Annotated in this window: 9 protein-coding genes; 4 read left to right on the forward strand and 5 right to left on the reverse strand. The window is 73.6% G+C overall.

Annotation, left to right across the window (positions count from 1 at the left end; genetic code table 11):
* Positions 1–121 precede the first annotated feature (121 nt).
* From OG627_RS12860 to OG627_RS12870, 3 genes are all read right to left on the reverse strand, one after another.
* Positions 122–1,693, reverse strand: coding sequence for a serine/threonine-protein kinase (locus OG627_RS12860; RefSeq protein ID WP_329064559.1), 1,572 nt, complete (start codon positions 1,691–1,693; stop codon positions 122–124).
* Positions 1,690–2,421: a hypothetical protein gene (locus OG627_RS12865; protein WP_329064561.1), complete on the reverse strand. Its 732-nt coding sequence runs from the start codon at positions 2,419–2,421 to the stop codon at positions 1,690–1,692. Before OG627_RS12865 ends, OG627_RS12860 begins: the two co-directional genes overlap by 4 nt.
* A 175-nt stretch (positions 2,422–2,596) precedes the next feature.
* A complete protein-coding gene (locus OG627_RS12870; RefSeq protein ID WP_329064563.1) occupies positions 2,597–4,666 on the reverse strand; it encodes an N-6 DNA methylase in 2,070 nt (689 codons plus the stop codon).
* Positions 4,667–4,923: 257 nt separating this feature from the next.
* Between OG627_RS12870 and OG627_RS12875 the strand changes: the two genes are divergently transcribed.
* Positions 4,924–5,712, forward strand: a complete 789-nt coding sequence (locus tag OG627_RS12875; RefSeq protein WP_329064565.1) for a hypothetical protein — start codon at positions 4,924–4,926, stop codon at positions 5,710–5,712.
* Between the two features lie 126 nt (positions 5,713–5,838).
* Here the strand turns inward: OG627_RS12875 and OG627_RS12880 are convergent, their stop codons facing one another.
* Entirely contained in the window at positions 5,839–6,660 is an 822-nt protein-coding gene (locus tag OG627_RS12880) for an HNH endonuclease family protein (RefSeq protein WP_329064567.1), read from the reverse strand.
* 106 nt (positions 6,661–6,766) lie between these two features.
* Positions 6,767–8,236 carry a lipase/acyltransferase domain-containing protein gene (locus OG627_RS12885; RefSeq protein WP_329064568.1) on the reverse strand — a complete coding sequence of 490 codons (1,470 nt, stop codon included), beginning with the start codon at positions 8,234–8,236 and terminating at the stop codon, positions 6,767–6,769.
* Between the two features lie 100 nt (positions 8,237–8,336).
* On the opposite strand from OG627_RS12885, the gene OG627_RS12890 reads away from it, so the two are divergent.
* From OG627_RS12890 to OG627_RS12900, 3 genes are all read left to right on the forward strand, one after another.
* Positions 8,337–10,493 carry a hypothetical protein gene (locus tag OG627_RS12890; protein ID WP_329064570.1) on the forward strand — a complete coding sequence of 719 codons (2,157 nt, stop codon included), beginning with the start codon at positions 8,337–8,339 and terminating at the stop codon, positions 10,491–10,493.
* Positions 10,490–12,847 (forward strand): WD40 repeat domain-containing protein, encoded by a 2,358-nt coding sequence (locus OG627_RS12895; RefSeq protein ID WP_329064572.1) that lies wholly within the window; start codon positions 10,490–10,492, stop codon positions 12,845–12,847. The genes OG627_RS12890 and OG627_RS12895 overlap by 4 nt, the downstream gene beginning before the upstream one ends.
* Positions 12,848–13,121: 274 nt before the next feature.
* Positions 13,122–13,910, forward strand: coding sequence for an RES domain-containing protein (locus OG627_RS12900; RefSeq protein WP_329064573.1), 789 nt, complete (start codon positions 13,122–13,124; stop codon positions 13,908–13,910).
* Positions 13,911–14,132 lie beyond the last annotated feature (222 nt).

Raw genomic sequence — 14,132 nt, forward strand, 5'->3', positions numbered from 1 at the left:
ACTCCGGCGTCACGGGGATGACGGCCACGAGGAGTGTGGCACAGCGCGGGGTGTCCGTCTTGTCCGCACCGCGCCCGGCCGCGCCGCGCCCCCGGCTTCCGCGTCTGCCCCGGCTGCCGCCTCAGCCCCGGAACTGCTGCTGGCGGTCGAGCGCGCGCCGGATCTCGGCGGGCAGCGGGTGGTAGGGGCCGTAGACCCGCTCGGTGTCCCAGAGCAGATTCTGCAACTGCTGCCGCGCGCCCGTGTGGTCCCCCGTCGCCAGCAGCAGATTGCCGATGCGCTGACGGATCTCGAAGGCGCGCCCGGGGTCGCCGCCCGGTGGCGGCAGCGCGTGTCCGTTCGTCCGGTACGTCTCGTAGTAAGGGAGGAGCGCGCGGTACTCCGCCAGCGCGGCGCTCGCCTCGCCGAGCTGCTCCAGACAGAGCGCGGCGTCGTAGCGGAACCCCAGCGCCTGCGGGTCCGCCGCTCCCGCCTCCGCGCTCCGGTCGTCGGCGAGCCGGCGCAGCTCGGGGAGCGCGCGGCGGTACTGGCCGTCGTCCAGCAGCGTCGACGCGTACTGCTTGCGCAGGATGCGGACCACCGGGGAGCGCTCCCCGTGCTCGACGGCCGCGGCCGGGAGGATGGAGCCCAGGATGTCCACGGCGCGGGTGATGCTGCCCTCGCCGAGCAGCCGCTTGACCTCGTCGACGGCCGCCGCGACATCGGGCCGCCCCGCGGCGGGCGCCGGGGCCCGCTGCGGTACGGGGGCGGGCGCGGGCGGCGGGGCGGCGGCGCGGTCGGGCCAGGGCGCGTGCGGGCGGGTGAAGGGGCGGGTCGGGTCGAGCGGGCCCGCCGGGGGGCCGCCCGGGACGTGGCCGGAGCGCGGCAGCAGCGGGCTGAGCTGCTCGTACACCTCCTGCGCGCCGGACGGGCGGTGCTGGGGGTCCTTGGCGAGCAGCCGCAGGACGAGCGTTTCGAGCTGCTCGGGCGTCTCGGGTCTGATCCGGCGGACGGGCAGCGGCGGCTCGTGCAGATGGCGGTGCAGCACACCGAGCGCGGTGGAGCCCGCGAACGGGACGTTGCCGCTGAGCAGTTCGTGGAGGAGCACGCCGAGGGCGTAGAGATCGGTGTACGGGCCGACGGCGCCGCCCATCGCCTGCTCGGGCGCCATGTAGGCGGGGCTGCCGATGGGCGAGCCGGTGTGGGTGAGGCGGGTGGTGTCCCGGTCGATGACGGAGGCGACGCCGAGGTCGAGGACCGTGATCGAACCGTCGGGTCTGACCATCACATTGCGCGGCTTGAGGTCGCGGTGGACGATCGGCACGGCGTGCACGGCGGCGAGTACGGCGCACAGCTGGGCGGCGACCGAGACGGCCCACTGCCAGGGGTACGGGTCGTGCTCGGCGAGATGGTCGGCGAGGTCGGCGCCCTCCACGTACTGCATGACGAGGTAGAGGTCCTCGCCGTCGCTGCCCGCGTCGTGGACGGTGACCAGGCCGGGGTGGTCGACCTGGGCGGTGACGCGGCACTCGCGGACGAAGCGGCGGCGCATCTCCTCGGCGGCGGTGGCGGCGGCCATCCGGTCGGGGCGCAGCAGCTTCACGGCGACCCGCCGGTCGAGGCGCTGGTCGTACGCCGTCCAGACCTGGCCCATGCCGCCCTGGCCGATGACGGTGGACAGCTCGTAACGGCCGCCGATGACGCGTCCGTTCACTGGCCTTCCCGCTGGTTTCTCAGGATGTCGCTGAGGTCGTCGAGTTCGGCGCGGACCTGCTGGATGCGGGGCTGTTCGGCGCGCGGCCGGGTGTCCGGCGGAGTGCTCGCGGCGGACGCGGGCGGGGCGAACGGGTCGGCCGGGCCGAACGAGGAGCCGCTGTGCGGCTGGGGCTGCTGCGACGGGTGCGGCTGGCGCGGCTGCTGCGACTCGTACTGCTGGTGCGGCGGGTGCGACTCGTGCGGCTCGTACTGCTGGTGCGGCGGCAGGGGCGGCGGCGCCGCGAGCGGAGACGCGGGCACCGTCGGGGCCTTGGTCCAGGCCGGGTAGCCGTAACCGGGCTGGACCGGCGGCGCCGGAGGGCCGTAGCCGGGGGACGGGGCGATCCGGCCGGTGAAGTGCGCGATCTCCGCGTACAGGTAGTAGGCGAGCACCGCGACGGCCGCCAGCAGGAGCACACCGATGGAGACGTTCGACCTGGTGGCGCTCAGGTCTTCGGAGGAGTCCGTCATCAGCACGCCGAAGCAGCCGGCCACCAGGACCGTCGTCAGCGCGCACAACAGCCAGTGCAGCCGCCGCCCGGTGACGGACGCGAGCCGGAGCATCGTCACCCAGCAGAGCAGCCCGCAGCTGACCAGGGGCAGCGCGGCGAAGAACACGCGCAGCGCGATCTGGAGGGAGCGGTCCCCGCGGGGGGCCTGCGGCGGCGGAGGACCGTAGCCGTTCATGCTGCTCCTGGAAGACCTGGTGACGAGGTGGACGGGGCCGGACCCGGTGGTGCGGAGTCGAGCGTATCCAGCGGCACCGACCACACGCCCCGGGTTGCGCGTAACCGGCTGCGGGCGGGCCGCCGGTGCCGGGAGCGTGCCGCGCGCCGGGGAACGGCTCGCGCGCACGCGGCCCTCACTCCGGCGCCACACTGCCGTCCGTCAGACCGTCGTACAGGCCCTGCACCAACTGCTCCCCCAGCCGGCCCGCGAGTCTGAGCGCGTCCTCGAACGCGGCCAGCGAGCGGAAGCGTTCACCGTAGCGCCGCTGATCGTCCAGGGAAAGCCTGGGCAGTTGGAGGCGGCGTACGTCGAGCCGGGTCGCGGTGGAGGCATAGCTGCTGGCCTGGCGGTGGTTGGCGGTGCCGCGCAGGAATCCGGCCAGGAACCACGGGTCGAGGGCGGCCGGATCGGGCCGCAGCAGCTGGAGGTTGCGGCCCAGCGCCGCGCCCGCGACGGTGGCGTCGGCGACCCGGGTGACCCGGCCGCCGCCGAGCACGGGGAGGACGACATCGCCCGCCTCGATCCGTACCGGCTCCTCGGCCGCGCCCTCGGGCAGCGTGCCCGAGGGCCCGCGTCCCGCGAACACGTCCTGCTCGGTGAGGACGGGTACGGGGAGCCCCGCCGCGGTGGCGCCCGTACCGCCCGTGTGCAGCACGAGGGCTCCGGCGCGGGCGAGTTCGGCGACGGTGGTGGTGAGCGGACTCGCCGGTGGCGCGCTCTCGGCGGGCACGGTGACCCGCGGGCTGAGCCGGCCGGTGCGCAGCAGGGTGTCCGCCAGCCGCTCGCGCACCTGGGCCAGTTCGGCCGGCCCGCCTCGGGTGGCAGCGGGCGGCAGATGGCGGGCGGGCGTCAGGTCCACGTCGTCGTCGAGCAGTTCGATGACGGAGACCGCGCGGCTGACTCCCGGCACCTCCTCGGCCGTTCCCCGCCGGTCGAAGGGGCGCCAGGCGTCCAGGGCGGTCGCGCTGACGGCCGCCCAGTCGAGCTTGTCCCTGCCGCCGCCGGACGACAGTTCCGACGTGTCGACGAAGAGGAGACTCGGTGAGGGCCCCTGCTCGCCCCCCGGCTTGCGCAGCACCCACAGATGGAGCGGGATGCCGTACGGCGGCGCGGCTCCCGCGGGCAGCGCGACGACGGCGCGCAGGGCGCCCCGGCGCAGCAGGTCGGCGCGGATACGGCGGCCGGAGCGGCGGGACGCGGCGGCGGGCGGCATCAGGAGGACGGCGGTGCCGCCGGGGCGCAGCCGGGCCAGGGCGTGCTGGACCCAGGCCAGCTCCGATTCCGTACGGGCCGGGAACCCGTACTCCCAGCGCGGGTCGTAGGCGAGTGCGTCGTGTCCCCAGTTGCGTTCGTTGAACGGCGGGTGGCACAGGACGACATCGGCGGCGAGGCGCGGGTAGGCGTCCGCGCGCAGGGAGTCGCCGGCGCGCGCCATGACCCGCGCGTCCGTGTGCAGGGCGAGCCGCAGTCCGGTCAGCGCGGCGAGTTCCGGCGCGCTCTCCTGCGCGTGGGCGAGGGCGGGCCGCGCGACGGCCCGCAGCAGGGTGCCGGCGCCCGCGGCGGGGTCGAGGACGGCCGCACCGCGCGTGTCCTCGCCGACTGCGTCGGCCAGCGCGGCCATCAGCGAGGCGGCCTCGGGCGGGGTGAGGCTGTACTGCCGGGGGTTGGTGTCGAGGTAGCGGCCGAGCAGGAACTCGAAGGTCCCCCGGACGCCCAGCTCCGCCGCGAGTTCGGCGGCGGAGCGCAGCAGGGGGACGGAGGGCAGCAGCTCCAGGGGGGTCGGGGTGTGAACGGCGCGGTCGGCCGGTTCCCCGAGGCGCGGCGCGAGCACCTGTTCCAGGACGGCGGGCAGCAGTTGCGCGAGGCGCGCGTCGGAGGCGGCGGCCAGCTCCCGCCACTCCAGAGGCCGTTCCTGTACGAGCAGGAGGGCGCAGCCGGTACGGATCAGGGCGTCGGCGGCGCCCGCCGGGTCGGCCGAGAGGTCGCGCCAGACCCGTTCACGCAGCGGCACTTCGGCGAGTTTCCCCTGGTCACGGAGCCACTGCTCGACCTCGCCGAGCGCGAAGGACGGGCTGGTCTCGGTGCCGCCGACGGGCTTGGGGAAATCGGCGTGCCGGCGCCGCCAGTTGCTGACGGCGGCCCGCCCCACACCCGCGAGGCGGGCGATTCCGGCGGCCGTCACCTCTGCCGCGTTCTCGGGCACCTGGCTGTCTCCTTCACCGCTCGGTACGGGGTGGCCGCGCGCACGGCTGATGCGCGCGCCGTGGGCCGTCTCGCGTCGAGCATAACGGGGACACCCCGCGACCTGGATTCACAGCGTGAACCGACATCCATTCCTCTGGACCGTGTTGACTCCGTTCACAGGCTCTGGTCTGATTAACCCATCGCCGCACGGGGCGGTGCCGAAGCCCCGGCCCACCCCGCGTCGCGTCCACTCCCCTTGTCTCCCGGAGAGCCCTCATGACTGCCTTCGCCTCCCCCAGAGTCCGCCGCGGCGCGCTCGCCGCCCTCTGCACGGCGGCCGCGCTCAGCCTTTCGGCGTGCGGCACCACCGGTCAGGAGACCAAGGAGACGGCGAGCGGCACGAGCGGGAAAAGCTCCGCGAAGCCGGCCCCCTACGCGGACCTCTCGGGCCCCGAGATCGCCGAAAAGGCGGGCAGGGCCACCCGCGCCGCGTCCTCGGTCACGGTCAACGCCGATACGCGGGACTCCGACGGCCACACCGTCTTCGAGATGGCGATCAGCAAGGGGGGCGACTGCGCGGGCACGCTGTCGTTGAACGAGAAGGGAACCGCGACCATCAGCAAGGTCGGCGCGGCGCTCTACCTGAAGTACGACGAGGCGTTCCTGCGGGCCCAGGGCGAGGAGGACGCCGACTCGACGAAGGAGGAGACCGACGCGGTGGTGGCGATGCTGGCCGGCCGCTGGATCAAGACCGACCCCAAGGACCCGGACGCCGAGGACTTCACCAGCTTCTGCGATCTCGACGAACTGCTGGGTGATCTGAGCGACGACACGGCCGCCCGCAAGGGGAAGACCGGCGAGGTGGACGGCCGGCCGTCCATCGCCCTCACCGAGGCCGACGGCAAGGACACGTACACCCTGCACGTCGCCACGGAGGGCAAGCCGTACCTGCTCAAGCTCACCGGCACCGGCAGCGAGCCCTTCACGATGACGTTCAAGGACTTCGGCAAGCCGGTCCCCGCGAAGGTGCCGGCCGACAAGGACATCGTGGACCTGGGCGACTGACCCGGCGTCCCGCATACCCGGAGAGGCCGCCGCTGGGGGGAGCGGCCTCTCCGACAGCCGGGAGGGGAGGCCGCCACGGGGGAGCGGCCTCCCCTCCCTCATGAGGCTGACGCCGACGTGCGTCCGTCAGCCCCCGCACTTCTCCAGCATGGTGCTCTTGTCCTCGGTGGTCACGGGGAGTTCGTACTTCAGCGCCACCTGCGCGAAGCGCGCCGAGTACGCGCAGTGGATCCGCTCGTTGGGCGGCAGCCAGTCCGCCGGGCCCGAGTCGCTCTTGGAGCCGTTGGTCGAGCCGTCCACCGGGATCAGGTTCAGCGGATCGTTCGCGATCTGCTTGCGCTTGGAGGCGGTCCAGCGCGAGGCGCCCATCTGCCAGTCGTACGAGAGCGGCATGACATGGTCGATCTGCACCTTGGCCGCCGCCTCCTTACGCCACTCGATCTCCTTGCCCGTGTACGGGTCGTTCAAGGTCATCGATATGACGATGCAGTCGGACCCCGAGCGGTACTTCAGGTCCTTCCCGTCCCTGGCGAGCAGGTCGTTACGGGTGTCGCAGCCGTTGCCGGCGAGGGGCACGCCCTCGGCGGTGTCCATCCAGGCGTACCCGAACTTCTTCCGGTCGTACCCCGCCCTGGACCCGGCACGGGCCGTTTCGAGGGTCTCTATCAGCTCCCGCGCGGCCTTCTCGTCCGCCGCGGCCGTTATCGGCGCCAGCCCGCGCTTCGTCCCGTCCGGGTTGGCCAGCGGCAGCACCCCGTACACGCTGCTGCCGCTGCTGCCACCGCTCCCGCCACCGCCGTCGTCGCCGTCACCGCTCGCACTGGCGGAAGCCGACGGATCCAGCTCGGGGTCGAACTGCCCGTCACACCCCGTCAGCAGGACGGCGGAGAGGACAAGGGCCCCGCCGGTGAGGAACGTTCGCCATATTCGATCTTCAAGTCTGCGCACACCCGCACCCTATGTCTCACGCCGAACGGCCCGTGCCGGACCGATCGGATCCGGCGAGGGGACCTCTGCCCACCCGGAGTGCCCGTCAGACCTTCGTGCCGGAGCTTCACTTCCCCGGGATCTCGGCCGCCTCGCGCCGGTCCTCCTGGTCACCCGGGGCCGACAGGAGGAGCTGGGTGAGCGGTTCACCGTCGTCGGCGTCGACGGTCACCCGGTACAGGCCGCTCGCCGGGACGGTGACGGACGCTGTGAGGCCGTCGTGGTCGTCGCCGTACAGGCGGGCCCGGACCGGGCGGATCCCGCGGCGCGTGGGGTCGGCGTCCTGGACCGTGCAGGTGATGCCCTTGGGGCTGTCGGCGCCCGTGACGCGGATCTCCCAGCGGCTCCCGGGAGTGACGAGGTCCGGAACCAGAAGTCCCAGGCCGCCGCCGGCCTGGCTGGGGCCGAGGTGCTCGTCCTCCTTGAGGAAGGACATGACGGCGTCCATGGCGCCCGGCCCCTGCGCGAGGGCGCCGTGCTGGAGGGAGACCGGCACGATCTCCCTGCGGAGTGAGGCGGATTCCTTGTGGACCGTGCCGTCGCCGCCGACGGGAAAGCGGTGGGGCAGCCGGGTGGTCCGGTCGCGAAGGACCGTCCCGTCGGCGTTGAAGCGAAAGGAGTGCTCGGCGCCGGTGACCACACCGCTGTCCAGCGTCATGGACTGGAGCGTGCTCTGGTTGATCCCCACGACCGCGCGGTGCCCCGGCAGCCGCTTGCCGCGCAGGCCCTCGTGGAACGTCCGTGACCGCTCCGCCAGATACGGGTCCCCACCGAGCGCGACGATGTCGGCGGTGCCCGGGACCCGTACGTCGCCTCCCTCGTCCAGGCACGGGAATTGGGGCAGCAGGTCATGGACCCCGGGCAGGGTCACGGCGAGATCGCGCAGTCTGCGGTGCGGGAGGGGGACGGGCGAGCCCTGGCCGCTGTTGAGGATCACGGCGGCGTTCACCGCTCCCAGGAACGGGGTGCCGAGCGTCATGACGCCCCGGGTGTCCCGCTCCAGGTCGTAGTCGTGGCCGCCGGTCAGAGCGGCCAGGGTGACCAGGCCGCCCATGGAGTGCGCGACGAAGACGAGCCGGCCCTCGCGCTCGTCGACCCGGTGTCCGCGTGCCCACGCGTGCGCCTGGTGCCCGCGCCAGTGCTCGATGTGCCGGCGGGCCGCCGCGGCCAGCAGCCGGCCGTTGGTGGCGACGGGCAGCCGCCAGTCGTACGCGAATTCGAGGACCGCGTCCGGGTGGGCGACGGCGGCCGTGGCCGTGGCCACGAGGTCCGAATAAGGCTCATGGCCCTTCAGGACCGGGGCCCACGCCGGGGCGGTCAGCAGCCGCCGGGCCGCCACCCGCCCGATCCGGCCCTCCTGTTCGTCCGGTGTGAGGTGCAGCCGCCGGAGCGCACCGTGGGCTCCGGTCCAGGCGTTCACCAGCCAGCCCGGGTTCGCCAGCCCCCACACCACCTTCTTCTCGACGGTGTCGTACAGCTCGCTGCCCATGATGCCCGGCACGATCACCACGGCGTCCTGGGTGACGTCGGGCGACACACCGGGATACCGCGTCCGGGGGCGGGAAGCCTCCAACTCGCCCCTACCGTCTGCGCGATGTCCATGCGGCGGCTTGTTCATGGCTGAAAGAATAGGGAGCATGGGGCAGCGGGTGGGCGGACTTGCGAGAACCGAGAGCGTCGACAGTGCCGGGGGCGGCGGACGGACCGGGGCCGCCCCGGGGGGCATCGCGCCGTCGCGGACGCTGCTCACCCTCGCCGTACGGGATTACGGCGACGGCGACGAGGAGTTCACCGAGGGCATCGACGAACAGCTCGCCGTGGTCCGCGAATGGTGGGGCGCGCACGACACTCCGGACCCCTTCCGCCACATTCCCTCCCCCGAGCTGACCGAACGCCACGACGTCGAGCGCTTCCTGCACGACTCGGGAGTCCGCGAGCTGCGCGGCCGGGCGCTGGTCGTGTTCGTCACGGGGCACGGCGTCACCGGCTCGTCGAACGCGCATTTCCTGGAGCTGCCCAAGACCGACGAGAAGCGGCTGCTGGCCACGGCCATCCGCACCAGCGAGATCGTGACCGCCGCGCTCGACTCGCACGCCGAGAACGTCCTGGTCATCGTCAACACCTGCTTCGCGGGCCGGATCCAGGCCGAACTGGCGTCCCTCTACGAAGACATCAGACGCAGCAGGCGCACCGAGTGCCGCATCGACGTGATCGTGACATGCGACCACGACTCCCGGGTCCTCGTACGGCGGTTTCCCGGCGTCCTGCGCGCCGTGCTGAACAGGCTCAGGACCAGTGCGGAGATCACGACTCCCTGGCTGAGCGTCGCCGACCTGCTGGCGGAGTTCGAGAACGAGCTGGGCGGCGACTCGGCCAGAGTCAGACACCGGCTCCGCCGGGTCGTCGACGGAGGCGGCCAGACCGCCGTCACCCCGTGTCTGCCCAACCCCGGCTACCGGCCCGTCCGGGAGCTGGTCGCGGCGGCGCGGCGTCAGGTGGCGACCTCGGCGGACGAGGTCGACTCCTGGCTGTCCCGGGCCAGCGGGCGGCCCAACGAGCAGGACGCGGGCTGGTACTTCCGTGGCCGCGAGCGTCTGAACTCCCGCACGGCGGCGTTCCTGGGCAGCCCGTACGGTGTCCTGCTGATCACCGGAACGGCCGGTTCGGGCAAGTCGGCCGTACTGGCGCGGGCCGTCACCCTGAGCGATCCCGAATTCCGGCACACGCCCGCCTACCAGCAGGCCCTGGAGCTGGCGGAGCCCGCGACCGTACCGCCGGAGAAATCCGTCACCGCGGCCGTTCTGGCGCGCCATCGCGGCACGGCCGCGCTGGTCGCCGACCTGCTGCTCGGCCTGGACATCGAACCGGTTCAGCCGGGCCCCGAGGACGACACCGTGTCCCTCTGGTCGGCCCAGCTGGCCGCCCATCTCGCGACCCCGGGGCCACGGGTGACGCTGGTGGTGGACGGGCTGGACGAGGCGTCCGATCCCTCGGGAATCATCCGGGACGTGCTGGCGCCGCTGAGCGCGTTCTGCGCCCCGGGGCCCGCAGCCGCGCCCGGCGGGGTGCCGGGACCTCGGCCCGCGCGGCGGACACGACAGACCAGAGAACTGCGGCTGCTGGTGGGGGTCCGCAGCAGCCGGCCGCTCAACGGCACCGGCGCGCGGGACCACGAACCGAGCCTGCTCGGCGCGCTGCGCGGCGCGTTCCCGGCCGCACGGGTCGAGCGTACGGACGACGCGGCGGCCGAGCAGGACATCGTCGAGTACCTGCACGCGCTGATCGGCCCCCGGAGCTGTTCCCCGGACGCCATGGTGGAGGCCGTCCGCACCGTCGCCCGGCTGGTGGCGCCCTCGTTCCTCGACGCCAGACTGGCGGGTGAGCAGTTACGGTCGGCGGCGGATCCGCTCGCCACGGTGGCCGACCCGGAGTGGCAGGAGCTGCTGAAGGCCGGAACCACCGGTCTGTTGCAGCGCGATCTGCGGCTCGTCGCGGCCGAGGGACTGCCGTCGGACGTCGCGCTGGCGCTCCTGCGGGCCAGCGCGCACGCCCAGGGAGCCGGTGTGCCCTGGGCCAATGTCTGGCCCGCGATCGCGGAGGTGTTCCTGGACCGTCCGCTGGAGAACCCGGACGAGGCGATCGGGAAGCTGCTGAACAGCAGACTCGACGGCTATCTGGCCCACGCGCAGGAGGACGACCGGCGCGTCTACCGTCCGGCCCACGAGGCTCTCGTGGCGACGCTGAAGGACAAGAGCGACGAACTCCTCGCCCATATCCGGGACGAGGCGTCATGAGCGACGCCCGGGACGACGTCACCCACCGGCTGATCGCGCGGGCCCTCGCCAAACTCGTCACCGACGACCCGACGATCCCGCCGCACCCCTACATCAGCAGACACCTCGCCGAACACGCCGCCCTCGGGAACGTCCTGGACGACGACCATGTGCCGCCCGCGCTGCTGCCCTGGGAGTCCAGCGCGACCATCCGCCGGCTGCTGCGCCGCGAGGACGCCGCGCCGAGCAGCCAGGAGTGGCTCAAGGCCTGGGCCGGTCTGGAACCGTTCCTGCGCAGATCCGATCCGCGCTCGCGGCTGACGAGCCTCTTCCTGGCCCACCACGCCGCCACCGCGCGGCGACGGCCGCCCTCTCCCGAACGGCCCGGGGAGCGCGCCCGGCTGGCCGGTTCGCAGGTGACTCCGCTGTGGAGCGACTGGGCGTCGCCCGACAACGTTCTGGCGGTCTCCTCCGCGCGCGTCGAAGCCGTCGCGCACAGCGCCGGGGTGTTCGTCAGCGGTGACGAGCTGGGCGTCATCCGTATCTGGCACGCGGACGGCACACCGGCCGGCGCCCCGCTGTACACGGACGGTGCGGCCGTGCAGCATCTGCTCGCGCTCGGCGACGGAACGCTCGTGTCGGGCGGCACGGACGGCGCCGTACGCGTGTGGGACCGCTCGGACCGCGCGCGCGGCGGCCGGGCCGCCGCGGCGTACCGGCGGCCCGGCACCTGGGTGAGTTCCCTGACCGCGTTCACCTCCGCGCGAGGGCTCGGGTTCGTCCTCGCCGCCCACAGCGACGGGCACCTCACCGCGCTGAGCCGCGCGGACTTCCGGCCCGTCGACCCGTTCCCCGGCGGGCCGCCGTCCCTCGGCGAGCGGCCGGCCGTGCTCGCGGGCATCCGCCGGCCCGACGGCGGCGGTACGGTCCTGGCCATCGCCCAGGGCGCGGACGTACGGCTGTGGGACGAGCGGAGCGGTACGCGCCCCGGGCCGTCCGGCCACCGGGGCGCGGTGCGCGGCATCGTGGCGCTCCACCGGCCCGGCCGGTACGCGATCTGCGACGAGACCGGCGGCGTCCGGATCTGCGACGTGGACTCCGCCGAGCCCGTCGCGGTCTGCGACGCCCTGCACACCGGGCCCGTCACCTCCCTCGTGGCGGTGACCGTGGACGGCCTGCCCGCGGTCGCGTCCGCGGGCAGCGACCGTACGGTACGGCTGTGGCACGCCGAGACCGGACGGCCGGTCGGCGGCGCGCTGCACGGGCACACCGGGCCCGTCACCGCGCTGACCACGCTGCCCGCGGCGTCCGCGGGTGACGGCGGGCGTCCGCGCGGCGGCGGTCGCCTCGTCACCGTCGGCGCCGACAAGACGCTGCGCGGCTGGCCGCTCACCGGTCACAGCACCCGGGCCCCGGCTGAACCCTGGCGCCGCGTCAGCGCCGCCGCGCTGCCCGCCCCCGGCGTACTCGGACGGCTGCTGCTCGCGGTCGCGGACGAGGACGGCACCCGGCTCTGGGACATCGAGGCGGGAGACCCCACCGAGGTGCCGGACGCGGACGGCGTCACCGCGCTCGCGTGGACGAGCGTCGGTGCGCAGCCCGTCCTGCTCACCGCCCTGAGCGATGCCCGCGTGGTCCTGCGCCCCGTCCGGCCGCCCGGTGTCCCGGCCCGGCCGTCCGGCGAACTCACCGGTCACGCGCTGCCGGTGACGTCCATGGCGCCGCTGCTGCACGGCGACCGGTCGCTCCTCGCCACCGGAGGCGCTGACGGCACCGTATGCCTCTGGGACCTGGGCGAGCGCCGCCTCCTGACGACCTGGCCGGGGCACGGGCTGAGTGTCCGCTCCGTGCTGGCCCTCGGCACACCCGGCGGGCCCCTGATCGCCTCCGCCGGTACCGACGACACCGTCCGGCTCTGGGACGTGGACGGTCTCCGGCCGGACGGGGCGGCCATCCGGTGCGATCAGCACGCCGTCACCGCCGTCGCCGCCGTACCAGCGACGTCCGCCGCCGCGCCGGGCGCTCCCCCGCTGCTCGCCTCGTCGGGCGAGGACGGCACCGTACGGCTGTGGGACCTCGCCACCCGGGGCCCTGCGCGGGACCGGCCCCGCTTCGACCCCGACGACGGCCCGCTGACCGCGCTGGTCTGTTTCCGTACCGCCCCGGACCGGGCGCTGCTCGCGGCGGCCGGGCGGACCGCCGTTCATCTGTGGGACCTGTGCACCGGGGTACCGCTGCTGCGGATCGTGACCGGGATGCCGCTGCGCGCGCTCTCGGCGCACCGGGCGGACCGCCCGGGAACGACGGCTCCCGTCCTGCTCGCCACCAGCGAGGCGGGTATCTCGGTCTTCCGTCTCGCGCCGGAACAGCCTTGAGGCGCGAGTGCGCCGTCCGCATCTCCCCGCACTCCCCGCATGCGCCGGTCGGTCCAAGGAGAAACCTTCACGCCACGGTGGCCGGTACGGGACAATGACCGTCCGAGTACGCCGGTGCACACCCGCGCTTCGGCTCCGGATCACAGCGACGACCCGACCCCGTGTCGAAGATCCCGTAGCGAGGACCCCTGATGCCCTCTGTTGTCTTACTGGCCCGCTCCTCCGGTGAGTCCTTAGGGACCTCGCGCACCTCCGTCACGCGCCGGGAGCACAGATGACAGCCGACGCCGCCGCCCCCGGCTCACCCGCCGCCCCCGGTTCACCCGCCGCCCCCGGTTCACCCGCCGCCGGTTCCGCCTTCGCCGCCTCGTCGGCCCGCGCCTCGCAGGAGCCGCCCGTCGCCCTCGTACCCCCGCCCGGACGGGGAGTCTGGCGCCTGGGCAAAAGAGACCGTCCCGTCCGGTACAACCGTGTCGAGCCGGAGACCGCGCTGGGCTCGGCGGCGGGCCGCTTCAGCCTCTTCACCTACGGCACCCTCTACTGCGCCACCGATCACGCGGGCTGCTACGCGGAGGGTCTCGTCAAGTTCCGGGTGTCGCCCAAGCTCCGTCCCTTCCTGGAGGAGGACGTCAGCGGGCGCAGAGCCATGAGGAACGGGCATCTGCCGTCGGACTGGCGTGAGGACCACATCCTGGTACGGCTGCTGCCCGGCGACGACGCGCGCTTCCTCGACGTGGACGCGGAGTCCACCCGCGAGTACCTCACCAAGGAACTCCAGGTGGAGCTGGCGGACTTGGGCGTCTCCGGACTGCTCACCGAGGATCACATCTACGGCCGTGACCGCCGGGTGGCGCGCCAGATCGCGGCCTGGATGGTCGCCCAGCGCAACCGGGACGGCCACCGGCTGGCCCAGGGGATCGCCTACCGGTCCGACTACGGGGGCCGCCGGTGCTGGGCCGTCCTGTCCGACGTCGACCTGAAGGAGGCCGAGAGGTGCCCGATCAAGGCGGAGGACGTGGACTTGAGGTCCGTCGCCACGGAGTACGGACTGACCATCCGCTGACGCGGCGCGGGCCGGACGCCGCAGACGCCCGCAGGAGCGATCACCCGTTCGGATACCCCGATCGTGTCGAGTTCATCGCACTGAGGCGACACCACTCCCCCATGACCATGAGGAATTCGCTGGTCAACGACATGATGGGGGTTATCCGGCGGGATTCAGGGGGGATTCGAGGTAGGCAATTCATAGAGTATGAGGCGGGTAAACGGGTACCCTCTCCACAAC

The organism is Streptomyces sp. NBC_01429, from assembly GCF_036231945.1.
Lineage (GTDB): Bacteria > Actinomycetota > Actinomycetes > Streptomycetales > Streptomycetaceae > Streptomyces.